The following is a 21,210-nucleotide window of genomic DNA, read 5'->3' as shown; positions in this document are numbered from 1 at the left end:
GTAGGCGCGGCCGACGGCACGGTCGTACTCGTCGAGGAACGGAGCACTTGAGCCGATGACGCACATGTCCGCACGCACCATCCCGGCCACGGACCCGCACCTGGCCGCCGAGTGGCCGGGGTGGATGCGCGACCACACCACGGCACTGATCGGGATACCCCTGCGCGTCGCGCTCATCGTCGTCCTCCTGCTGGTGGTGCGCGCGGTGGCGAAGCGGGCCATCACCCGCGTCGTGCAGCGCGTCCTGGAGCCGGCGGCCGGCGAGACCGACAGGAGCCGGTCGCGGTGGTCGGGGCGTGGACCCGCCGTCCTGCACCGCGACCGGTCCCGGGCGCGGCAGCGCCGCGAGCAGCGGGCACGCACGATCGGCTCGGTGCTCAGCAGCGCCGTGACCATCGTGCTGTTCATGATCGGCGTGGCCATGGTGCTCGACCAAGTGGGCATCGCCCTCGGGCCGTTGCTGGCCAGTGCCGGGGTCGTCGGCCTGGCGATCGGCTTCGGCGCGCAGAGCCTGGTCGCCGACTATCTGTCCGGGCTGCTCATCATGATCGAGGACCAGTACGGCGTCGGCGACTCGGTCGACCTCGGCGAAGCGGTCGGCGAGGTCGAGCACGTCGGCCTGCGGCTGACGCACGTGCGAGACCTCAACGGCGGCCTGTGGCACATCCGCAACGGCGAGATCATGCGGGTCCGCAACGACAGCCAGGAATGGGCCCGCGCCGTCCTGGACGTCGCCGTGGCCTACGACGCGAACCTCGACAGGGTCCACCAGGTGCTGGAGGACACCGGGCGCGCGATGCGCCAGGACCCGGCCTTCGAGGACGTCCTCCTGGAGGACCTCTCCGTGTGGGGTGTGCAGTCCCTGGACGCCGACGGCGTCGTCGTGCGCCTCGCGGTCAAGACGGTGCCGCTCCAGCAGTGGGCCGTCACCCGAGAACTGCGCCACCGGGTCAAGGAGGCCCTGGACGAGGCGGGCATCGACATCCCCTTCCCGCAGCGGACCGTGTGGGTGCGCGGCGGCGACGGGGAGAACGACTCCGCCGCCGCGCTGCGCTGATCCGCGACGCCGCTCGCCGGCGCGTCCACGAGGGTTCCGGGGCGGACCCGGATTTGCGGTAACGGCAAAGTTGATTGTCGGTGCGGCCCGCACCGGTGCAGCCTGCGTGCAGGGCGCCCGGACCATCGCGTGCCCGCCCGTGCCGCCGACCCCGTCAGCCCAGGAGGAACCATGAGCGACATGCCCGCGCCCGCCCCGGCCGCAGAGTTCTGGGAGGCGCGCTACCGCGACGCCGGCCGCGTGTGGAGCGGCCGTCCGAACGAGCTGCTGGTCAGGGAGGTGAGTGACCTGGCACCGGGGACGGCACTGGATCTGGGCTGCGGCGAGGGCGGTGACGCGGTGTGGCTGGCCTCGCGCGGCTGGCGGGTCACCGGCGTGGACATCTCCGCCACGGCCCTCGAACGCGCCGCCGGGCACGCCGCCGACGCCGGGGTCGGCGGCCGCATCGCCTGGGAGCGCCACGAGTTGGGCCGCTCGTTCCCCGACGGCTCGTTCGACCTGGTGAGCGCCCACTACCTGCAGTCTCCCGTCGCCCTCGACCAGCAGGGAATCCTGCGGAGCGCGGCACGCGCCGTCGCGGACCACGGCACCCTGCTGGTCGTCATGCACGCCGCCTGGCCGTCCTGGCAGACCGAACCGCCCTTCGACGCCGTCTTCCCCACCCTGGAGGGAGTGCCGGCCGAACTCGCCCTGCCGGACGACGAGTGGACCGTCCGGACCATGGAGACCGTCCGCAGGCCGAGCACGTCCCCCGAGGGCGTGGAAGGGTTCCGCGACGACAACGTGTGGCGCTTCCAGCGGGCCTGAGAGCCGGGCGGGGACGGCCGGAGCGGCCGCGGCCGGTGGCCACCTCGGCCACCGGCCGCGGGCGTTCAGATGCCGCAGGAGGGGGCGGACCAGTACTGGCTGCTCCGGTGGTCGACGTGGGTGTGGTCGTTGTGGCCCGGGTAGCCGGGGCCGAGGATGCCGCGGAAGCCGTGGTTGCGGGCCTGCTTGGCCAGGGTGCACAGGGAGTGCGGGCCGGCCCCGAGGTCGGCGGCGTCTCCGTAGAGGTGGCGGCTGCTGCTCGCGCCGCCGACGGCGTCGTTGCAGGCGTACGAGCGGAATCCGCTGGTCACCGTGATCGGCTGGTCGCCGAGCGCGTGCCGCAGCGCCTCCAGCTTCCACATGGTGCGCAGTGCGTTGGCCTTCGCGGTCGCGGCGCTGACCGCTCCGCCGGACCAGGTGGTGTTGCAGTCGTTCAGCTCGCTGTAGGTGAAGTGGATGGGCGTGCAGTCGTCGTCCTGGAGGGCGTAGAGCTTGTTGAAGGTGTTCGGCCCGGCGACGCCGTCGGCGGTGAGTCCGTAGGCCGACTGGAAGCGCTTGAGGGCGGCCGTGGTGGCCGGTCCGAACTCGCCGTCGACGGCCAGGACGGCGCCGTAGCCCGGGTAGCCGCCGAGCCGGATCTGGAGCTGGGTGACGTCGGCGCCGGAGGCGCCCTGGGAGAGGGTGCGGCTCCAGGTGTAGCAGCCGTCGGCGTGGGCGGTGCCGGCCGTGGCGAGCGTGCCCGCCCAAGCGCCTGCCATGATCATGACAAAGGCGACGACGAGTCTGACGACACGTGTGTACATGCGATCTCCATGCCGGGTGACGTGAGGTGTGGCCGAGCGTGAAGCCATGTGACGCGCGTCAACCATGGAGCACGGACCGAACGGGAGGCAAGACCGCCGGGGGCGGGACCGGGAAATCCCCGCGCTCCCCGACGCGGCCGGACGTCCGCGACGCCGGTTCGGCAGCGGGCCGCCACGGGTACCCGAAGGCTCCGGGCGCGACCGCGACGGCGTGTCCGCAGCCGGCGGAGAAGGAGCGGCCATGGGCGGGAAGGGGTCGCCGGGCGAGGAACGGCGGGCCGCGCGTCTGCGCCGTACGGCCGCCGAGGTGTTCGGCTGGGACAGCCTCCTGCCCCACCAGCTCCAGGCCATGGAGGCCGTCCTCGCGGGCCGGGACACCCTCGTCGTCATGCCGACCGGATCCGGTAAGTCCGCCGTCTACCAGGTTCCCGGCACGCTGCTGCCCGGGCCGGTCGTGGTCGTCTCGCCGTTGCTCGCCCTCCAGCGGGACCAGATCGCCGGCCTGCCCGAGGGCGAAGGCGCGCCCGGTGCCGTGGCCCTGAACTCCGACCTCACGGCCGGACAGACCGAGGACGCCTGGGAGGCGGTACGGCGAGGCGACGCCCGGTTCCTGTACCTGTCGCCGGAGCAACTGGCCAAGGACGAGGTCGTGGAGCGGCTGGCCGCGGCACGGCCCGCCCTCTTCGTGGTGGACGAGGCCCAGTGCGTGTCCTCCTGGGGCCACGACTTCCGTCCGGACTACCTCCGCCTGGAACAGGCGGTACGGCGCGTGGGACGGCCCGCGGTGCTCGCACTGACCGCGACGGCGGCCCCACCGGTGCGCAAGGAGATCGTCGAACGGCTCGGCATGGACCGGCCCCGGGTGACGGTGGCAGGCTTCGACCGCCCGAACATCCGGCTGGAGGTCCGCCGCTTCCTCGACGAGGACGAACGGCGCCGCGCCGTCGTCGAGCGGGCCGCCGCCGAGCCGAAGCCCGGCATCGTCTACGCGGCGACCCGCAAGGACACCGAGCACGTCGCCGGGGAGCTGGCCGGGCTCGGACTGGCCGCCGAGGCGTACCACGCCGGGCTGCGCGCGGCCGAACGGTCCCGGATCCACGACGCCTTCCTCGCCGGGCGGACCGATGTGGTGGTGGCCACCTCGGCGTTCGGGATGGGCATCGACAAGGAGGACGTACGGTTCGTGCTGCACGCCTCGCTGCCGGGCTCACTGGACGCCTACTACCAGGAGATCGGCCGCTGCGGCCGGGACGGACAGCCGGCCCTCGCCGTACTCCACTACCGGCCCGAGGACACCGGCATGCAGACGTACTTCGCCGGCCGTGCCCCCGCCCGCGACACCCTGGCCGAGGTCGCGGACGCCGTCCACGACCACCGCGCCGACCCCGCCGGCCTGGACCGGCTGCGCCAGGACACCGGGCTGTCCCGCAACCGCGTGACGGCGGCGGTGAACCTGCTGGAGGAGGCCGGGGCCGTCGCCACGGGCGAGGAGGGCGAGGTCCGCCCGGATGCCGGGACCCCGCCCGCCACCGCGACCGACCGGGCCGAGGAGGCCGCCGAGGCCCACCGGCGCACCGACCGGTCCCGGGTCGCCATGGCCCGCGCCTACGCCGAGACCACCGGGTGCCGCCGGCGGTTCCTGCTCGGATACTTCGGTGAGGAGTACGAGGCTCCGTGCGACGCCTGCGACACATGTGACGCGCGAGGGCCGGAGGCCGCGGCGACACCGGACGCCCACCCGGCCGCCTCCGCCTATCCGGTCGGGGCCCGGGTGCGGCACGGCGAGTGGGGGGACGGCACGGTGCTCAGTGAGGAGGGCGACCGCATCACCGTCCTGTTCGACCGCGCCGGCTACCGCACGCTCTCCCTGGCGGCGCTGGCCGACCGCGACGACCTGCTCACGGTGCGGTCGCGGGAGGGCGAGGACGAGTGACCTCCGGCGGATCCGCGCGGTCCGTTTCCGGCCGCGGTCCACGGGAACCCGCACCACCCCGAACGCCGACCGGAGGTGCGGACATGAGCGGCGACAAGGACCCCCGGAACCGCCGGGACGACCGGTTCACCCGGGCACGTGACGAGGACGAGCCCGGTGCGCACTCGGGCGCGGAGAGCCAGGCGCGACAGCGCACGGTGCCGGGTACGGCGAGCGCCGAGGAGGGGTACCAGCCCGACCGCGGCACGACCGCGGGCGAACCGCTGGAGGGCGTCGAGACGCGGGACGCGGCCCGTCCGGAGGCGTCCCGCGAGAACCGGTCCCGCGAGAACCGGGACGAGAAGTCCGGCGACTGACGACCGAACCCGCCGAGACTGGCGCGCGCTCCGACCGGGCTCAGCGCTCCGAGGCGTCCGCCTCGCGGTGCCGTGCCCAGGCGTCCTCCAGATCGGGGCGGAGCTGACGCGGAACGGCACCTCGCCCACCCGCCGGAGCCGGACGACGTACGCCGTCGGCTGCGGGAGCACCCGGACGCCAAGGGCATGCTGCTGATCACGTCGACCGACTGGGGCACCGGCGCGGACGTCGGCGGGGTGGCGCGGGTGTGCCACGAGTTCGACGTCCCCCTGATCGTGGACGAGGCGTGGGGCGCCCATCTGCCCTGCCACCCCGGCCTGCCCGCCTGGGGGATGGACGCGGAGGCCGACCTGGTCGTGACCAGCGTGCACAAGATGGGCGGCGCCATCGAGCAGAGCTCCGTCTTCCATCTCCAGTACGACCGGGTGTCCCCCGAGGTGCTCAGGCAACGGGAGGACCTGCTGGGAACGACGAGCGCCTCGACGCTGGTGCACGCCACGCTCGACGGCTGGCGCCGGCAGATGGTCGAGCACGGCCGTGAACTGCTGGACACCGCGCTCCACCGCGCGGAACGTATCCGGGCCGCGGTGGCCGGCCTGCCGGGGCTCGTGCCCATGGACCAGGAGATGGTCGACGCCGGGCTCGCCGCCGCCTTCGACCCGCTGAAGATCGTCATCGACGTGCGGGGGCTCGGTATCAGCGGCATGCAGGCGACCGAATGGCTGCGGGTCCACCGGAACGTGGACATGGGCGGCTTCGACACCTGCCGGGTCAGTGCCTCCATCACCCACGCCGACGACGACCGGACGGAGCAGATCCTGCTGGACGCCCTGCGCGCTCGTCGAAAAGGCCGACTCCCTCGAACGGCGGCCACCGGTACGACTGTCCGAACCCTCGGCCCTGGAGCTGGAACAGGCCATGCTGCCGCGTGAGGCGTTCTTCGCCGCGGTGGAGCGCGTACCCGCCGAACGGGCCGCGGGGCGCATCTCGGCGGAGATGATCAGCCCCTGTCCGCCGGGCGTGCCCGTGGTGGCGCCCGGCGAGGTGATCACCGAGGAGGTCCTCGACTATCTGCGCAGCGGAGTCGAGCACGGTGTCCTGATCCCGGACGCCGCCGATCCCTCCGTCCGGACGCTGCGCGTGGTGGCCCGCGACTGACGTTCACCAGCCGGTACACCGTCCGATCGATGTCCGATATGTTGAAAAAGTCATCTTCTGGGATTCTTGAGAAAGAAGACATACTTACGCACTAATGGGACACCTGTGGTGCGAAGGCTTCGACTACCAGAGGGAGATGAAATGCCTTCCATAGAGGACGCGCTCGAGGAAGTCACCCGCACGGACATCGAGATCGAGGCGGCACTCGACCCCGCCGAGCCCGACGGTGTCTTCCGAGACAGCCGCGAATGCACCGGACTCGCCCTGCAGTCCGGCGGCGGCCACCTGCTGCTTTCTCCGCCCACCCCGCGTCCGAAGAAGGGCTGACGGATCGACGGGAGTACTCAAATGGAGCAGTCGAGCACGTCAGCCCTCCTTCAGGGCACGGTGCTGGACCTCGCTTCCGACGTGGTCTCCGCTCTTCGGAGCGGAGACCACGCGCGAGCGGGAGGCACCCTGGCGAGGGACGGCGCGGGCGGAAACATCGCACGTGCCGCGGTACGCGTCCTGGGCGCCGACACGCTGCTGCCCACGGCGCTCCTGCGCGTTCCGCCCGATCCCGGGCGACTCGCCGTGTTCAAGGACGCCGTGACGGCCCATCCGCCACGCGCCGACGCGGCCCCCGCCGTCGTATGGAGCCACTGGGCCATGGCCCGGGCCCTGCGGCGGCTCGACGAACCGCTTCCCGGACCGCTCGCCGGTGACGGCGACACGGAACCCGACGCCGCCTGGCTGGAGGACGCCGGGTGGCAGTCGCTGACCCACCAGCTCGCCGTGCTCGCCCCGCTCGCGCTGCCCGGCGAGGAGTGCGCGGTGACCCGCGTGGCCCGACGCCGTCCGGTGGACGTCGCCCGGGGCTTCGTCCGGGCGGTGCGCCGCCGGGACTGGCAGCAGGCGGCCGGGGCCGGCCGCTGGCTCACCCTCCTGGACGGCGTGCCGGACACCCTCGGCCTCGACACGGGGCTCGACTTCGTGCGCCTGATGGGCGGCAGCGACCCGCGGGTGGCCCTCCAGCTGGAGGCGGCGCGGCTGATGCCGGCCGGAGTGCTCCTGTGAACGCGACGCCCCCGTCCGAGGCGCGGCGCGTCGGTGAGGCCGCACTCGACTGGGTGTCCGCCCACCGCGACCGCTTCGCACTGGGGGACGACGCGCTGGCGGCCGACGGCCAGGTGAACCGCACCTGGAAACCGCTGGGCGAACTGGCCCAGGTCTGCGCGACCGTGTCCCTGCAGATCCCCCCGTCGGACCCGCTCCACCCGTGCGTGTCCGACCTGCTCGACTTCGCCTGGGAGCAGACGGGCAGGGGTGAGCTGTTCCTGCGCATGCAGGCGCTGGAGCCGTTCGCCACCTACCCGCTCGAGGTGTACGCCGCCTTCGCCTCGGCCGGGTTCCGGCACCCCGGCTACGAGGCGTCCGCCGCCCTGGTGGCCCGGACCCGGAGCTGGCGGCTGACCGAGCAGTACCCCACCCGGCGGCTCGGCGTCATGGAGGCCGAGCGGCGCGGCGGCATCACCCCGCACGGACAGGTGCCACAGGCACTGAGCCGCACCTGGCTCGGCGGACTTCCGGAGCCGTGGACATTCGAGCGCGCGGCAGGCTACGCGCTCACGCACGTCGTCTTCCACCTCACCGACTGGGGACGCGCCGTCCAGGGGGTGCCCCCGGACCTGGCGACCTATCTGCTGCACTGGCTGCCGCCCTGGCTCGACACCTGCCTGGACGCCCGGATGTGGGACCTGAGCTGCGAGCTGCTGGCAGTGGCGGTGAGCCTGCCCCGCCTGACCGAACCGGCCGTCCTCCAGGACGCCTGGCACCGCGTCGCGGCGGCGCAGCACACGTCGGGAGCGATCCCGGAAGAGGGCGTCATGCAGGACGCGGCGCACGAAGCGGGCCTCGAAACCGCCCCGGACCCCTACGACTTCACCGACTGCTACCACTCCACCCTGATGGCGGCGTACGCGGCGGCCCTGACCACGGCACGGCCCGCGGACACGGACGAGGACGGCGGGCGGCGGAAGGCGGCTCGCGGCCCGGCGCCGACGGCCGGCCACACGCACGAGCGGCAGAGCGGACAAGGAGTGCCGGCATGACGGACACCCGCCTGATCCACCACGTCGGCGTCAGCGCCATGGAGTGGCTGTGGGCCCACCGTGACGGATTCCGGCTGGAGCCGGACGTGGACCCCGAAGTGGGCTTCCTGGAACGCTTCAAGCCGGTCGGCGAACTCGCCCTCATCTGCGGGGTGCTGTTCCGCGAGGGCGTCGCCGGGTCACGCCAGGCACAGCTGGCCCGCCAACTGCTCGACCACGCCTGGCGCGAGACCCTGGACGGCGGCCGGATGCTGGTGCGCGGGCAGCGGATCGAACCGTTCTCGCCCATCCCGTTCGAGGTGTACCTGCCGTTCAAGGAGCTGGGCCACAGCCAGCCCGAGCTGGAGCAGGCCACCGCCTTGAACCACCGGCTGGACAGCTGGGTGCGGTTCCCCGTGAATCCGACCCGGCGACTGGGACTGTCCGCGTTCCAGCGCCGCTTCGGCCTGACCGCCCGGCCGCCCGAGGCCGACCTGGTCGGCACCACCTGGCTGGCCCGCACCCCCGAGCCGTGGACGGTCGAGGGACACACCGCCTACGACATCACGCACACCGTGTTCCACCTCACCGACTGGGGCGAGAGCCCCGACGGCCTGCCGCCCCGCATCGCGGACTACCTCGCCACCTGGCTGCCGGTCTGGATCGACGACTGGCTCGACCTGGAACGCTGGGACCTGCTCGGCGAACTCCTCGTCGTCGACGCCTGCCTGCCCCGCCCCACCCTGGACGAGCGGGCCTGGGAGGGCTTCGCCGCCGCACAGCAGCCCGACGGCGCCATGCCCGCCGTACGGACGATGCCCGAGGGCGACCCCGACACGGTGTTCGACATGGTCTACCACCCGACGCTGGTCGCCGCCTTCGCCTCCGTGCTGGCCACCTCCCGCGCCCTCACCGAGCTGGCCCGGACCCCGTCATGACGGCCCGTGCCCCGCTGCCCTGGCCGGGCGACCCCGCCGACGGCGAGGACACCCCGCCGGAGTCCGACCTGCCCGACGAGGGGCCACTGAGCGAGCGGCTCGCCGCCGCCGTCGCCGCCGCCGACGCACCCGACGTCGTCTTCGCCGTCTCCCGGCACGGCCGGCGCACCCTGCACTGCGGCGGCACCGGCACGCCCCCCGACGTGCCCCGCGAGGACCTGCGCTACGAGATCGGGTCCGCCACCAAGGCGTTCACCGCGCTGCTGCTGGCCCGGCTCGTCCGGCGCGGCGAGCTGACCGGGGGAGAACCGGCCGCAGTCTGCCTCGAACCCGGCCGGCCGCCCGGCCCCCGTCCGGTGACACTCGCCCACCTGATCACGCACACGTCCGGACTGCCCGCCCTGCCGCCCGACTTCCTCGTCCGCGCACTGCCGGCCTGGCGCACCAACCCCTACGCCCGCTACCCGGCGGCACGGGTGACCGACGCGTTCCTGCGCCACCGCCCCCGGCACCGGCCGGGCACGCGCTGGCACTACTCCAACTTCGGTGTCTCCGTGCTGGGACACGCCGTCGCGGCGGCCACCGGCACGGCCTGGGAGGACCTGCTCACCGAGCACGTCCTGCGCCCGTTCGGTCTGAGCGGCACGGCCTTGCGGGCGGAGGACGTCAAGACCGACGCCGTCGGGCACCGCAGGGACGGCCGCACCCCCGTCCCGGCCTTCGACGCCGGCGGCTTCCAGGCGGCCGGGGCGGTCCGGGCCACCCCGCACGACCTGCTCACCTTCCTCGAAGCCCACCTCTACCCGTCCGGCTCACCGGCGGCCGGTGCGCTGCGGGCGGTGCGGGTGCCCGTGCTGCGCCGGGGACTGGGTCACCGGCACGTGCACACCGTGGGCTGGTTCCGGCACCCCACCGACGGCGGGCCCATGTACTTCCACGGCGGGGCCACCCTCGGACAGCAGGCGTTCCTGGGCTTCAGGCCCGACACCGGCACGGCCCTGGCCGCGCTGTGCACCCGCCGGTTCCGTGCCCGCGACCCCTTCGTGGCCGCCGCCTACGCGTTCCTCGCCGAGGGATAGGGGGCGGCCGGACGCCGCGCGGCGCGGGGCAGCAGCCCCGCGCCGCGGACCGGTTCACCGTCCGTCACACACGCTGCCACAGGGCGGGCGTGCCGGCGGGTGACCAGGCACCCTGTGCCTGGTGGTTCTGCAGGCACTGGTACCGCACGCCGTCCTGGGTCACGACGGCTCCGACCTCGTAGACGCGGCCCGCGGTCCACGCGTCCGCCGCCGCGTTGTCCTGCGGGGCGGGCGTCTGGACCTGTGCGGTGCTGGTCCTCAGGGTGAGGCCGAAGTCGCTCAGCACCGGATTGATCGGCTGGTAGAAGGTGGTCCCGCCACGCGTGCAGTCACCCGAGCCGCCGGAGGTGGTGCCCTGTGCCTGGGCGCCCGCGGCGAACGGCCCGCCGGAGTCGCCCGGTTCGGCGCACACCGTCGTCTCGGTCAGCCCGTCGACCGTGCCCTCCGCGTAGCTGACACTCGTGTCGTGCTGCCGGATCGTGCCGCAGTGCCATCCGGTGGTGGAGCCCGAGCGGCACACCGACGCCCCGACGAGCGCCTGCACCGAGCCGGCCATCTGCACCCTCTGGTCGTTCTGCGCCCTGATGTCGGGGGTGGCGGTCCAGTCGGCGTTGACCCCCACCCAGGCCATGTCCTTGCCGGGGAACGTGGACGCCTGGACGGTGCCCTGTGCCGCCTGGTTGTACCCGGTCGTCGAGGCGCCGGCCCGTCCGCAGTGCCCGGCCGTGGCGAAGCCCTGCCGGGTGCCCTTGGTGACCGAGAATCCGACGGAGCAGCGGGCCCGGCCGTCGATGTAGTAGGCGTCGCCGCCGACCAGGTCCTCCAGCAGCCGCGGACGGTTCGCCGACACCCGGACGCCCACGTCCTGCCCGGCGACCCCGGCGGCCTCGACGAAGGCCGCGGCGGCCGCGTCGCTGGTGGCCTGGACGACGACCCGGTTCGCCGGCACGTCCACGTACCAGACCGGCGTGTCGGTGGTCTTCACGCGGGTGGCTGCGGCGTCCAGCCGGTCCTTGAGGCCGTCGAGGTCGTCCAGACTCCTCCTGACGACGACGGCCTTGGCGTCCTGGGCCTCGATGGCGGCCACGTCCGCGGCGGCGGTGGTGGCGACGGTCAGCTCGGCGGAGGTCGCGCCGCTCACCCATGCCCCGGCGAAGCGCTCGCCCAGCGTGTTGCGCAGACGGCCCGCGCGGGTGCCCGCCTCCGCCTCGTTGACCAGCCGGGCGTCCGCCTGTTCCGGCGTCAGTTTCAGGTCCCGCTCCATCGCGCGCAGCAGCGACGCCGGCGCGTTGTCGACGCCGAGCGTCTGTGCCGGGGTGGCCAACGAGCCCGTCGTGGGCGGCGGCGCGGCCGACGCGGCCGGGGGGAGCGCGGTCAGGACCAGGGCGCCGAGCGCGGTCAGGGCGGCGCGGCGGCTGCCCACGACGTGTCTGCCGACCATGCGATGTGCCTCCTTGGAAGCGGTGCGAAGCGGTGGGGGGACGGTGAGCCGCGAGGTGACCGTGGTGACTGCGGCGGAGTCCTAGTCCTTGCCGGAACCGCCGGGACCGATGTCGGATGCATGCGTCTTTCGCGCTATGGGGGCGCACAAGGGGTGCCAAGTGCAGTAGGCCGGCGTCATCGCCGGCTCCGGGCTCAGGCGGGCTTCAGCCCGGGGGCGCCCGCCTCGGTGACGAAGGACGCGGCCGTGGTGACGGGGGCGCCGGGGGTGGTGACGGCGGAGACGGTTCGGAAGTCGAGGCGGGCCGCCCGACGGCCGAACTCGACACGGACGTAACCGCGTTTGCCGTTGTAGAACTTCATGTGCGGGTTGGCCCGCATGTAGGTGTCCCAGTTGTCGGGCTTCTCCACCCCGTCCCGCCCGCTGGCGACGGAGCTGCAGGTGACCTCCGTGCCGAGGGTGGCGGACTGCGGGTCGTCGAAGTCGTCCTTGATGTCGAAGGCGTACCCCACGTGCACGTCCCCGGTGAGGACCAGCCAGTTGTCGATCCCGGCCGCCTTCGCGCCGGCGACGACCCGGTCGCGCGAGGCCGGGTAGCCGTCCCAGGCGTCCATGGAGACCGCTGCCTCGGCGTCCTGGCCGAACTTGCGCTGGGAGAAGCAGATCTGTTGGGGCATCACGTTCCACAGCGCGGTCGAGCTCTGCCAGCCGTCGACGAGCCACCGCTCCTGCGCGGTGCCGGTCAGCGTGCGCGCCGGGTCCTGGGACTCGGGTCCCGGGGCGTGCGGCCGGTCGTCGTAGGCCTGGTCCGACCGGTACTGGCGGGTGTCGAGGATGTCGAACTGGGCGAGTGTGCCCCAGTGGAGACGGCGGTACAGCTGCGCGTCCGGGCCCTGCGGCAGTTGGGCGGCGCGCAGCGGCTGGTTCTCCCAGTAGGCCCGGTAGGCGGCGGCCCGCCGCACCAGGAACTCCTCGGGCGGGACGGCGTTCTCGGGGATGTCCGCCGCGTAGTTGTTCTCGGTCTCGTGGTCGTCCCAGGTGACGACGAACGGATGGGCGGCGTGCGCGGCCTGGAGGTCCTCGTCGCTCTTGTAGAGCGCGTAGCGCATCCGGTAGTCGGCGAGGGTCATGGTCTCGCGGTTGAACACGTCGGGCAGCGTGATGTCGGTGTACCGGCGCTCGCCGCCGGACGGGTTCACGGCGTACTCGTACAGGTAGTCGCCGAGGTGGAAGACCACGTCGACGTCGTCCTCGGCGAGGTGGCGGTGGACCGTGTAGTACCCGTCCTGGTACGCCTGGCAGGCGACGGCGGCCAGCCTGAGGGACGAGGCGTCGGCGCCCGCCGCCGGGGAGGTGCGGGTGCGGCCCGCCGGGCTGAACCAACTCCCGGTCCGGAAGCGGTAGTGGTACACCGTGCCCGGCGTCAGCCCCTTGACGTCGACGTGCACGCTGTGGCTGTACTCGGCGTGGGCGAGCGCGGTGCCCCGCTGCACGACGACGGCGAAGTACTCGTCCAGCGCCACCTCCCACTGGACCGACACCCGCTGCTCGCCCAGCCCGCCGTCCACCGCGAACGGCACCGGTGCCAGCCGCGTCCACAGCACCACCGAGTCCGGCAGCGGGTCCCCGGAGGCGACGCCGAGCGTGAACGGGTCGCTGCTGATCCGGGCGGTGTCGAGTTCGCGCGCGGCGGCGGCCCCGCGGGCCGGCACGTTGGTGGTGAAGGCGAGCGCGGCGGCGGCCGCGGTGACGGTGAGGAAGCGCCGGCGGCCGAGGTGCCGGCCGGCGGCGCGCAGCACGGCGTCGTGCGGGGAGAAGGCGTGCTCGGCCAGTGCGCTGTGACGGCCCGTGGGCGCCATCTGGTGTCCTCTCGTACGGGGCGGGCGGAACCAGGGGCGAACGGCACGGGGAGGGGGTGAGCCCCCGGGCGGTCGCCCCGCGCAGGCCGGCACGGGGTGTTCGCTGGTCGCGAGCAGGCATGCACCGTCCACGCCCGGGTCCCGTCGCGCGGTGACGCCGACCCGCGAAACGCGGACCATGCATGCTAAGCAGACGAAACGCCCGAAAATGGAGGGGCTTGCGGAGTGATCACACTGGAGGCGGTACGGGCGTGTGCGAGCCCTCCGCACGGGCACCCGGGGGACGCGGGACCAGCTGGGCGGGAGAGAAGGGCGGCGCGGAGCCCATGGCCAGGACACGGCGTTACGACGTGGCCGCCTCCGGCGGCTGGTGGGACGAGGAGGACAACCGCCGGCTGCCGGCCGGTGAGGTGCACGCCTGGGAACAGGGCACCAACCAGACCGTCTGCGGCCTGTCCCTGCACCGGTCGCAGCTGACCCGTTTCCCGGGCGTCACCTGGGCCGACGTCCTGCCCGAGTCCGGGGGCGCCGCCGACGCGGTCCGCAGGGTCTGCCCCCGCTGCGCCGCCGCGGCGGGCCGGCGCGGTACCGGCGCCCGCCCGTCCTGGCGGCGCACCAACCCCCGGCCCTAGGCCGCACGCCCGGTGCCGGGAAGCCGGTTCCGTGGCGCGCAGTACACGCGCAGTACGGAGGGCGAATCAGGCCCCGTCATGCGTCCTCCCGTTCCTGTACCCGGTCGTCCCGTGGCCAACGCGAGCGCGTCGTCCCGTTCGGGGCGGTGATTGGACTGACAGTCCAGGAGTTGGACATGTAATCTAAGAAGCTCAGCGAGGGCGAGGGGAGAAGCCGATGGCCGGCGAATCGGCCCTGGACGCCGAACGGGACGCCGTCCTCGCCGCGTTCACCCCGGTGGTCCACGGGATCGCGGCGACGTTCGGGCCGGTCTGCGAAGTGGTCCTGCACGACTACCGGCGGCCGGAGAGCTCGGTGATCGCCGTGGCCGGCTCGGTGACCGGACGGACCGTGGGCGGGGCGATGAGCGAGATCGGCATGCGCGTGCTCGCCCGCGGAGACCAGGCGGAGGACGAGCTGAACTACGTCACGCGGACGGCCGCGGGCACGCTGGTGAAGTCCTCCACGATCGTGCTGCGCGACTCCACCGGCGCCGTGTTCGGCGCCCTCTGCGTCAACCTGGACGTCACCGCGGTCGACAGGGCCACCGCGCTGCTCGGCGCCCTCGCGGGAACCCCGGGAGCCGCCGTCCCCGCCGATCCGCCGACGACCGCCTTCGGCGACGACATCGACACCGTGGTCGACGCGATCGTCGACTCGCACCCGCTGCGCCGGGACAGGAGCTGGGCGGAGCTGGACCGCGCCCGGCGTCTGGAGCTGTTCCGCGACCTGGACGCGCGGGGCGTGTTCGCCGTGCGCCGCTCGGTCGAGCAGGTCGCCGCCCGGCTCGGGATCTCCCGGGCGTCCGCCTACAACTACCTCTCCAGGGCCCGGGCCACGACCGACACGACTTCCGACTCCGCTGGAGGACACGCGTGACGACCACCACCCCGCCGGTCACCCTCGACGACGTCCGCGATGCCGCGGCCCGCCTCGCCGGCGTCGCCCACCGCACCCCGGTGCTGCGCTCGCGCACCCTGGACGCGCTCGTCGGCGCCGAGGTCTTCCTCAAGTGCGAGAACTTCCAGCGCGTGGGCGCCTTCAAGTTCCGCGGCGCCTACAACGCGGCCTCACGCCTCACGCCCGAGCAGCGCGCCCGGGGCATCGCCGCCTACTCCTCCGGCAACCACGCCCAGGCCGTAGCCCTCGCGGCCCGGGAACTCGGCACCACCGCGGTGATCGTCATGCCCGAGGACGCCCCGCCGTCCAAACGGCAGGCCACGGCCGCCTACGGTGCCGAGATCGTCACGTACGACCGCTACGGCGGCGACCGCGTCGCCGTCGCCGAGGCCCTGGCCGCCGAACGGGGCCTGAGCCTGATCCCGCCCTACGAGCATCCGCACGTCATCGCCGGACAGGGCACCGCCGCCCTCGAACTCCTCGAAGATACGGGAGAGCTGGACGCGCTGGTCGCACCGGTCGGCGGCGGCGGACTGATCGCCGGCAGCGCCACCGCGGCCAAGGCCCTGCACCCCGGGATCCGGGTCATCGGCGTCGAACCGGAGGCCGGCGACGACACCAAGCGGTCCCTGGAGGCCGGGCGGCGCGTCACCGTCCCGGTCCCGCACACCATCGCCGACGGCCAGGCCCTGCACACCCCGGGTGAGCTGACCTTCTCCCTCAACCGGCGGCTGCTCGACGGGATCGTGCTCGTCTCGGACGACCAGATCCGGGACGCGATGCGCTTCGCGTTCGAGCGGCTGAAGATCGTCGTCGAGCCGAGCGGCGCGACCCCGCTGGCCGCCCTGCTCACCGGCCGCGCCGGCCGCCTGCCCCGCCGGGTCGGAGTGATCGTCTCCGGTGGCAACGTGGACGCCGACCGCTTCGCCCGGCTCTGCGGCCCCGCGCGCTGACGCAGGGGGCGTCGTCCGGATGGCACCGCCCGTGCGAGGGGCGGACGATGGAGTCGTGGGCCGGCCCCGGCCCTGGCCGTGCGTGGGGGACACCTCGTGGCAGACGGAGACCGGCCCCGGCCGCATGCCGACGCGGCCGGGAAGGAGAAGCGTCATGCTTGAGGTCAAGACGCTCGACAAGCCGGACGAGCGGCGCGATTTCCCCCGCGGTCACCTCGAAGCCGTACACCTCGAAGGGCTCGATTTCGCGGTGGCCACCTTCGAACCGGGCTGGCGCTGGTCGGAGTCCGTGGCCCCCGTCGCGGGCACCGACAGCTGCCAGATCCACCACAACGGCTACGTCGCCCAGGGCCGTATGCGCATCCGCATGGACGACGGCGCCGAGAGCGAGGTGGGCCCCGGCGACGTCTTCGTCTGCCCGCCCGGGCACGACGCCTGGGTCGTGGGTGACGAGCAGTGCGTGATGTACGACTTCGCGGGCCCCATGGCCCAGAAGTACGCGAAGGCCGACTAGGTCCGGTGCCTCACACCGGCAGCAGCCGGGTCACCAGGGCGCCGAGCTGGCGGGCGTTGCGGCACTCGTGCATCTCGACCAGTTCGGCGTACGCCGGCGCGGCGGAGTCGCCCGTGCCCCAGCGGGAGCGCTGCTCGGGGTTCAGCCAGTACACGCGGCGGGCCCGTTCGGCGATCCGCCGCAGGGCCGCGAGGTTCGGGTCGCTCATGTTCGTACGGGCGTCCCCGAGCACGAACACGGTCGTGCGCGGGCCGACCGCGTCGCCGTACCGCTGCGCGAACTCGCCCAGGGCGACGCCGTAGTCGCTGCTGCCGTGCCAGCCCGTGAGCGTCGCCTCCGCACCGATGCGGGCGCCGAGGCCCTCCGGGTCGGCGGCGCCGTGCACGAGCAGCCCGGTCACCTCGTCGATCCGGTTGACGAAGGCGAACACCCGCACCTTGCTGAACTGGTCGTGCAGCGCCTGCACCAGCAGCATCGTGAAGTCCGAGAACCCCGCCACCGAGCCCGACACGTCGCACAGCAGCACCAGTTCGGGCCGGACGGGACGGCGCCGGCGCAGCACGGGCTTCATCGGCACCCCGCCCGTGGACAGCGACCCGCGCAGCGTCCGCCGCAGGTCGACGCTGCCGCGGGAGGCACGGCGCCGGCGTGCCGCGAGCCGCGTGGCGAGCTTCCGGGCGAGCGGGGCCACGGTCCTGCGCAGCTCGGCCAGCCGGTCTTTGCCGATGAGCAGGAAGTCGACGCGGTCGGGGGCCGGGGCCACCGCCCGCCGGGCGATCTCGTCCCGTCCGCGCCGCTCGGCGGCCCGGCGCCGCGCCTCCGCCGCCACCATCCTGCGGAAGCCCTCGATGCGCCGCCTGATCTCGTCCTCCAGCAGCCGGTCGGTGAAGCCCGCGCCACCACCCCTCGCCCGGACCTCGTCGCGTACCCGGGCGAGCAGCGTCTGCGGGCGGAGCCGGTCGAGCGTCTGGTGCGACGACCAGCCGTCCGAGCCGGGGGAGGAGCCGTACCCGCCGAAGCCCTCGACCGCCGCCACCGCCAGTCGCTCCATCAGCGCCCGGTCGTCGTCGGCGAGCGCGGCGGCGAGCCGGTCCCGCAGTTCCTCACGGCCGGCGGACGCCGCCTCGGGGCCGGGGCCTCCGACACCGCGGGGGAAGTACAGGTCGAAGACCGGGTCGAACACCTGCCGCTGGCCCGCGGTGTGCAGCAGTGTCGCCGCCAGTCCCTCCCGCAGCCGCTCCCGGTCCGCCAGCCCGAGCGCCTCGACCGCCCGCGCCGCGTCCACCGTCTCGCCGGTGCCGACCCGGATGCCGTGCGCCCGCAGGGCCGCGACCAGCGAGGTCAGCCGCTCGGCGACGCCCGTGGTCACAGGGCGTCCAGGTCCAGCTTGGCCGCCGCCTTCAGCACGTCGTCCTGGTGCTTGAGGACCACGCCGAGGCTGTCCCGTACGACGGTCTCGTCCAGGTGGTCGGCACCGAGCGCCAGCAGCGTGCGGGCCCAGTCGATGGTCTCGGCGACCGACGGCACCTTCCGCAGGTCCATGGCCCGCAGCGCACCCACCACCCGCACCAGCGACGCGGCGAGGGCCTCGTCGAGGCCGGGCACCTTCAGCCGGACGATCCGCCGTTCCAACTCCTCCTCGGGGAAGCCGATGTGCAGGAACAGGCAGCGTCGGCGCAGCGCCTCCGACAGCTCACGGGTCGCATTGGAGGTGAGCACGACGAAGGGGCGCCGGGTCGCGGTGATGGTCCCCAGCTCGGGGACGGTGACCTGGAAGTCGCTGAGCACTTCCAGGAGCAGGCCCTCCACCTCGACGTCCGCCTTGTCGGTCTCGTCGATCAGCAGCACCTTGGGGTCGTCGCCGCGGATCGCGGTCAGCAGCGGGCGGGTGAGCAGGAACTCCTCGCTGAAGATGTCCGTCCGGGTCTCGTCCCAGCTCTCGTCGCGGCCCGCACTGATCCGCAGGAGCTGCTTGGCGTGGTTCCACTCGTACAGCGCGCGGGACTCGTCGACCCCCTCGTAGCACTGGAGTCGCACCAGCCGTGCGTCCGCGACCCGGGCGACGGCCTTGGCGAGCTCCGTCTTGCCGACCCCGGCCGGCCCCTCCACCAGCAGCGGCTTGCCCAGGCGGTCGGCGAGGAAGACGGTCGTGGCGACCGCGGGCGACGCCAGATAGCCGGTCTCGGCCAGACGGGCGGAGACGTCGTCGACGGAAGTGAACACCGGGTGCCTCCAGCTCGGGACGGTGCCTGGGCCTCTATCTAAGCGCTTGTTCACCCTCACTGTCACCCAGACGGTGATGAGCGCCTCGTCCGGCCGTGACGCCCGTACGGGCCACCACAACGAGACCGCCCCGGGCACGTCCCGATGCAATGGAGAGGTGACCGCGCCCCCGGACGACTGCCTCGCGCGCAACGAGTGGATCTGCGGCGAGTACCTGAGCACCCGCCGCGAGATCCTCCAGGACGCGGTGGTCCAGCACCTCCAACTGACGGCCGCCTCGGTGCTGATCGCGCTCGTCGTCGCGCTGCCGCTCGCCCTCCTGGCCCGCCGCCGCTGGGCGGCCGGGCCCGTGCTCGCCGTGACGACGGTCCTCTACACGATTCCGTCCCTGGCCATGTTCTCGCTGCTGCTGCCGGTGTACGGGCTGTCGGCGAGTCTCGTCGTCGCCGGACTCGTGCTGTACTCGCTGACCCTGCTCGTCCGGAACATCCTCGCCGGACTGCGTGCGGTGCCGGAGGAGACCCGGCAGGCCGCCCGCGGCCTGGGCTACGGTCCGATCCGCTTGCTGCTCACCGTCGAACTGCCGCTCGCGCTGCCCGCCGCCATGGCCGGACTGCGCATCGCGACCGTCTCCGCCGTCTCCCTGCTCACCGTGGGCGCGATCGTCGGGTTCGGCGGGCTCGGCAACCTCATCTACGCCGGCATGAACACCTACTTCAAGGCACAGGTACTGACCGCCTCGGTGCTCTGCGTCGTCATCGCCGTCGCGGCCGACCTGCTGCTCCTGGGCGTGCAGCGGCTGATCACGCCGTGGACCAGGGCGGCACGCGGATGAACACACTCACCGACGCCTGGGAGTGGCTCACCGACCCCGTCCACTGGCCGGGGCCCGACGGCATCGCCCACCGGCTCCTGGAACACCTGGTCCTCACCGTCGTCTGCCTGGTCGTCAGCTGCCTGGTCGCCCTGCCGGTCGCCCTCGTCCTCGGCCACCTGGGCAAGGGCGGCGCCCTGGCCGTCAACATCTCCAACGTCGGCCGGGCCGTGCCCACGTTCGCCGTGCTGGTGCTGCTGCTCCTGACCCCCGTGGGCCGCTGGGGCGAGGGCCCGACCGTCGTCGCCCTGGTCCTGTTCGCCGTGCCGCCCCTGCTGACCAACGCCTACGTCGGCATGCGCGAAGTGGACCGGGGGGTCGTCCAGGCGGCCCGCGGAATGGGGATGACCGGGCGGCAGATGCTGTTCCACGTGGAACTGCCCCTTTCGCTCCCGATGGTGCTGACAGGGGTCCGCATCGCCGCCGTGCAGCTCGTCGCCACGGCGACCATCGCCGCCCTGGCCGGCGGAGGAGGGCTGGGCCGCATCATCACCGCGGGCTTCAACCTGGCCAGCACGCCGCAGGTCGTGGCCGGAGCGGTACTCGTCGCCGGCTTGGCGCTGGTCGTGGAGGGCCTCTTCGGACTCGTCGAACGCCTGGCGCCCCGGTGGGCCCGGGGAGCGCCGTGAGACTCCGCTCGGCGCTGGCCACCCTGCTGCTCGTCACCGGCTGTGCCACCGGCCCCTCCCTGGAGAACCGCGGCCAGGTCACCGTCCCGCCCGGCGACAGCCACCGGCTGACCGTGGGATCCGCCGGCTTCACCGAGAGCGACCTGCTCGCCCAGATGTACGCGCTGTTGCTGGACCGGGCCGGACACGACACCTCAGTGATCACCGTCGCCAACCGGGAACTGTACGAACCCGCCCTGGAATCCGGCCGGATCGACGTCGTGCCCGAGTACGCGGCCACCTTCGCCGACTGGCTGGCCGCCAAGACCCACGGCGCCGACGCGCCGCCCGCCGGTTCCCCCGACCTCGGCGCCACCATGGACGCCCTGCGCCGTCTGGCCGCGCCCCGCGGGCTCGCCGTACTCGAACCCGGCCGGGCCGTCGACCAGAACGCCTTCGCCGTGAGCGCCTCGTACGCCCGCCGGCACGATCTGAGGACCCTCAGCGACCTCGGCGCCTCGGGACTGAAGGTACGCCTCGCGGCCGGCGACGAGTGCGTGCAGCGGCCGTACTGCGCCCCCGGACTGCGCAAGACCTACGGCATCGACATCACGGGCGTGGACCCGAAGGGTGTCGGCACCACGCAGGCCAAACGGGCCGTGCAGAGCGGCACCGACCAGATGGTGCTCACCACCACCACGGACGCCACCCTCGACGAGTTCGGCCTGGTGCTGCTCGCCGACGACAAGCACCTGCAGAACGCCGACCACGTCGTCCCGGTCGTCAACCGCGCCAGGGCCGGCGGCGAGGGCGTCACCAAGGCGCTCGACCGGCTCAACGCCGTGCTGACCACGGCCGACCTGGCCTTGATGAACCAGCAGGTGGACAGCTGGCGCCGACTGCCGAAGGACGTGGCCCGCTCCTATCTGGAGGAGAAGGGACTGGTGCGGTGAGCCGCGGCGGCA

The 21,210-nt window shown here is 73.4% G+C and carries 23 protein-coding genes; 18 read left to right on the top strand and 5 right to left on the bottom strand.

Annotated features, from left to right (window positions below; translation table 11 throughout):
- Positions 1–55: 55 nt before the first annotated feature.
- Both IE260_RS33000 and IE260_RS32995 read left to right on the top strand, forming a co-directional pair.
- Positions 56–1,057: a mechanosensitive ion channel family protein gene (locus IE260_RS33000; protein WP_189878607.1), complete on the top strand. Its 1,002-nt coding sequence runs from the start codon at positions 56–58 to the stop codon at positions 1,055–1,057.
- Between the two features lie 171 nt (positions 1,058–1,228).
- Positions 1,229–1,864: a class I SAM-dependent methyltransferase gene (locus tag IE260_RS32995; RefSeq protein WP_189878605.1), complete on the top strand. Its 636-nt coding sequence runs from the start codon at positions 1,229–1,231 to the stop codon at positions 1,862–1,864.
- 65 nt (positions 1,865–1,929) lie between these two features.
- Here the strand turns inward: IE260_RS32995 and IE260_RS32990 are convergent, their stop codons facing one another.
- The gene (locus IE260_RS32990) at positions 1,930–2,667 is read right to left on the bottom strand and encodes a D-Ala-D-Ala carboxypeptidase family metallohydrolase (protein WP_229881522.1); all 738 of its coding nucleotides are present in this window, start codon (positions 2,665–2,667) and stop codon (positions 1,930–1,932) included.
- 241 nt (positions 2,668–2,908) lie between these two features.
- Here IE260_RS32990 and IE260_RS32985 point away from each other — a divergent pair, with 241 nt between their 5' ends.
- The 9 genes from IE260_RS32985 to IE260_RS32945 all read left to right on the top strand — a co-directional run bounded on the left by IE260_RS32985 (position 2,909) and on the right by IE260_RS32945 (position 10,201).
- Positions 2,909–4,600, top strand: coding sequence for a RecQ family ATP-dependent DNA helicase (locus IE260_RS32985; RefSeq protein WP_189878603.1), 1,692 nt, complete (start codon positions 2,909–2,911; stop codon positions 4,598–4,600).
- An 83-nt stretch (positions 4,601–4,683) separates the two neighbouring features.
- Positions 4,684–4,956: a hypothetical protein gene (locus tag IE260_RS32980; protein ID WP_229881517.1), complete on the top strand. Its 273-nt coding sequence runs from the start codon at positions 4,684–4,686 to the stop codon at positions 4,954–4,956.
- A 72-nt stretch (positions 4,957–5,028) separates the two neighbouring features.
- Complete coding sequence (locus tag IE260_RS32975) at positions 5,029–5,889, top strand: aminotransferase class I/II-fold pyridoxal phosphate-dependent enzyme (RefSeq protein WP_189878601.1); 861 nt, start codon at positions 5,029–5,031, stop codon at positions 5,887–5,889.
- Positions 5,876–6,115, top strand: a complete 240-nt coding sequence (locus IE260_RS43435; RefSeq protein ID WP_308434717.1) for an Orn/Lys/Arg family decarboxylase — start codon at positions 5,876–5,878, stop codon at positions 6,113–6,115. The genes IE260_RS32975 and IE260_RS43435 overlap by 14 nt, the downstream gene beginning before the upstream one ends.
- A gap of 141 nt (positions 6,116–6,256) precedes the next feature.
- Positions 6,257–6,442, top strand: coding sequence for a hypothetical protein (locus IE260_RS32965; protein WP_189878599.1), 186 nt, complete (start codon positions 6,257–6,259; stop codon positions 6,440–6,442).
- A gap of 21 nt (positions 6,443–6,463) precedes the next feature.
- Positions 6,464–7,171 carry a hypothetical protein gene (locus tag IE260_RS32960; RefSeq protein ID WP_189878597.1) on the top strand — a complete coding sequence of 236 codons (708 nt, stop codon included), beginning with the start codon at positions 6,464–6,466 and terminating at the stop codon, positions 7,169–7,171.
- Positions 7,168–8,205: a DUF6895 family protein gene (locus IE260_RS32955; protein ID WP_229881514.1), complete on the top strand. Its 1,038-nt coding sequence runs from the start codon at positions 7,168–7,170 to the stop codon at positions 8,203–8,205. Before IE260_RS32960 ends, IE260_RS32955 begins: the two co-directional genes overlap by 4 nt.
- The gene (locus tag IE260_RS32950) at positions 8,202–9,122 is read left to right on the top strand and encodes a DUF6895 family protein (protein WP_189878595.1); all 921 of its coding nucleotides are present in this window, start codon (positions 8,202–8,204) and stop codon (positions 9,120–9,122) included. The genes IE260_RS32955 and IE260_RS32950 overlap by 4 nt, the downstream gene beginning before the upstream one ends.
- Entirely contained in the window at positions 9,119–10,201 is a 1,083-nt protein-coding gene (locus tag IE260_RS32945; protein ID WP_189878593.1) for a serine hydrolase domain-containing protein, read from the top strand. Before IE260_RS32950 ends, IE260_RS32945 begins: the two co-directional genes overlap by 4 nt.
- Before the next feature lie 64 nt (positions 10,202–10,265).
- Here IE260_RS32945 and IE260_RS32940 read toward each other — a convergent pair whose 3' ends face one another.
- Both IE260_RS32940 and IE260_RS32935 read right to left on the bottom strand, forming a co-directional pair.
- Positions 10,266–11,642, bottom strand: a complete 1,377-nt coding sequence (locus IE260_RS32940) for an alpha-lytic protease prodomain-containing protein (RefSeq protein ID WP_189878591.1) — start codon at positions 11,640–11,642, stop codon at positions 10,266–10,268.
- Between the two features lie 194 nt (positions 11,643–11,836).
- Entirely contained in the window at positions 11,837–13,501 is a 1,665-nt protein-coding gene (locus IE260_RS32935) for an alkaline phosphatase D family protein (RefSeq protein ID WP_189878589.1), read from the bottom strand.
- A 326-nt stretch (positions 13,502–13,827) separates the two neighbouring features.
- On the opposite strand from IE260_RS32935, the gene IE260_RS32930 reads away from it, so the two are divergent.
- From IE260_RS32930 to IE260_RS32915, 4 genes are all read left to right on the top strand, one after another.
- Positions 13,828–14,133: a hypothetical protein gene (locus IE260_RS32930; RefSeq protein WP_189878587.1), complete on the top strand. Its 306-nt coding sequence runs from the start codon at positions 13,828–13,830 to the stop codon at positions 14,131–14,133.
- A 217-nt stretch (positions 14,134–14,350) separates the two neighbouring features.
- Complete coding sequence (locus tag IE260_RS32925; protein WP_189878584.1) at positions 14,351–15,052, top strand: helix-turn-helix transcriptional regulator; 702 nt, start codon at positions 14,351–14,353, stop codon at positions 15,050–15,052.
- Complete coding sequence (locus IE260_RS32920; RefSeq protein ID WP_189878582.1) at positions 15,049–16,026, top strand: threo-3-hydroxy-L-aspartate ammonia-lyase; 978 nt, start codon at positions 15,049–15,051, stop codon at positions 16,024–16,026. The genes IE260_RS32925 and IE260_RS32920 overlap by 4 nt, the downstream gene beginning before the upstream one ends.
- A gap of 154 nt (positions 16,027–16,180) precedes the next feature.
- Positions 16,181–16,540 carry a cupin domain-containing protein gene (locus IE260_RS32915; protein WP_189878580.1) on the top strand — a complete coding sequence of 120 codons (360 nt, stop codon included), beginning with the start codon at positions 16,181–16,183 and terminating at the stop codon, positions 16,538–16,540.
- 10 nt (positions 16,541–16,550) lie between these two features.
- Here the strand turns inward: IE260_RS32915 and IE260_RS32910 are convergent, their stop codons facing one another.
- Both IE260_RS32910 and IE260_RS32905 read right to left on the bottom strand, forming a co-directional pair.
- Positions 16,551–17,909, bottom strand: a complete 1,359-nt coding sequence (locus IE260_RS32910; RefSeq protein WP_189878577.1) for a vWA domain-containing protein — start codon at positions 17,907–17,909, stop codon at positions 16,551–16,553.
- A complete protein-coding gene (locus tag IE260_RS32905) occupies positions 17,906–18,763 on the bottom strand; it encodes an AAA family ATPase (RefSeq protein ID WP_189878575.1) in 858 nt (285 codons plus the stop codon). Before IE260_RS32905 ends, IE260_RS32910 begins: the two co-directional genes overlap by 4 nt.
- A 157-nt stretch (positions 18,764–18,920) precedes the next feature.
- Between IE260_RS32905 and IE260_RS32900 the strand changes: the two genes are divergently transcribed.
- The 3 genes from IE260_RS32900 to IE260_RS32890 are packed head-to-tail and all read left to right on the top strand — an operon-like array spanning position 18,921 to position 21,198.
- The gene (locus tag IE260_RS32900) at positions 18,921–19,598 is read left to right on the top strand and encodes an ABC transporter permease (RefSeq protein WP_189878573.1); all 678 of its coding nucleotides are present in this window, start codon (positions 18,921–18,923) and stop codon (positions 19,596–19,598) included.
- Positions 19,595–20,266, top strand: a complete 672-nt coding sequence (locus tag IE260_RS32895; protein ID WP_189878571.1) for an ABC transporter permease — start codon at positions 19,595–19,597, stop codon at positions 20,264–20,266. Before IE260_RS32900 ends, IE260_RS32895 begins: the two co-directional genes overlap by 4 nt.
- Complete coding sequence (locus IE260_RS32890) at positions 20,263–21,198, top strand: ABC transporter substrate-binding protein (RefSeq protein WP_189878569.1); 936 nt, start codon at positions 20,263–20,265, stop codon at positions 21,196–21,198. The genes IE260_RS32895 and IE260_RS32890 overlap by 4 nt, the downstream gene beginning before the upstream one ends.
- The last annotated feature ends 12 nt before the right edge of the window (positions 21,199–21,210 follow it).

This window comes from Streptomyces viridiviolaceus (assembly GCF_014650995.1).
Classification (GTDB): Bacteria; Actinomycetota; Actinomycetes; order Streptomycetales; family Streptomycetaceae; genus Streptomyces; species Streptomyces viridiviolaceus.
Note: the sequence above shows the minus strand (reverse complement) of the source record. Positions and strands in the feature narration are given on the sequence as shown.

Excerpts from the sequence above, each read along its gene's own strand:
- IE260_RS33000 (WP_189878607.1), top strand. The coding sequence starts at position 56 with ATGACGCACATGTCCGCACGCACCATCCCGGCCACGGACCCGCACCTG.
- IE260_RS32995 (WP_189878605.1), top strand. The coding sequence starts at position 1,229 with ATGAGCGACATGCCCGCGCCCGCCCCGGCCGCAGAGTTCTGGGAGGCG.
- IE260_RS32990 (WP_229881522.1), bottom strand. The coding sequence starts at position 2,667 with ATGTACACACGTGTCGTCAGACTCGTCGTCGCCTTTGTCATGATCATG.
- IE260_RS32985 (WP_189878603.1), top strand. The coding sequence starts at position 2,909 with ATGGGCGGGAAGGGGTCGCCGGGCGAGGAACGGCGGGCCGCGCGTCTG.
- IE260_RS32980 (WP_229881517.1), top strand. The coding sequence starts at position 4,684 with ATGAGCGGCGACAAGGACCCCCGGAACCGCCGGGACGACCGGTTCACC.
- IE260_RS43435 (WP_308434717.1), top strand. The coding sequence starts at position 5,876 with ATGCTGCCGCGTGAGGCGTTCTTCGCCGCGGTGGAGCGCGTACCCGCC.
- IE260_RS32965 (WP_189878599.1), top strand. The coding sequence starts at position 6,257 with ATGCCTTCCATAGAGGACGCGCTCGAGGAAGTCACCCGCACGGACATC.
- IE260_RS32960 (WP_189878597.1), top strand. The coding sequence starts at position 6,464 with ATGGAGCAGTCGAGCACGTCAGCCCTCCTTCAGGGCACGGTGCTGGAC.
- IE260_RS32950 (WP_189878595.1), top strand. The coding sequence starts at position 8,202 with ATGACGGACACCCGCCTGATCCACCACGTCGGCGTCAGCGCCATGGAG.
- IE260_RS32945 (WP_189878593.1), top strand. The coding sequence starts at position 9,119 with ATGACGGCCCGTGCCCCGCTGCCCTGGCCGGGCGACCCCGCCGACGGC.
- IE260_RS32940 (WP_189878591.1), bottom strand. The coding sequence starts at position 11,642 with ATGGTCGGCAGACACGTCGTGGGCAGCCGCCGCGCCGCCCTGACCGCG.
- IE260_RS32935 (WP_189878589.1), bottom strand. The coding sequence starts at position 13,501 with ATGGCGCCCACGGGCCGTCACAGCGCACTGGCCGAGCACGCCTTCTCC.
- IE260_RS32930 (WP_189878587.1), top strand. The coding sequence starts at position 13,828 with ATGGCCAGGACACGGCGTTACGACGTGGCCGCCTCCGGCGGCTGGTGG.
- IE260_RS32925 (WP_189878584.1), top strand. The coding sequence starts at position 14,351 with ATGGCCGGCGAATCGGCCCTGGACGCCGAACGGGACGCCGTCCTCGCC.
- IE260_RS32915 (WP_189878580.1), top strand. The coding sequence starts at position 16,181 with ATGCTTGAGGTCAAGACGCTCGACAAGCCGGACGAGCGGCGCGATTTC.
- IE260_RS32895 (WP_189878571.1), top strand. The coding sequence starts at position 19,595 with ATGAACACACTCACCGACGCCTGGGAGTGGCTCACCGACCCCGTCCAC.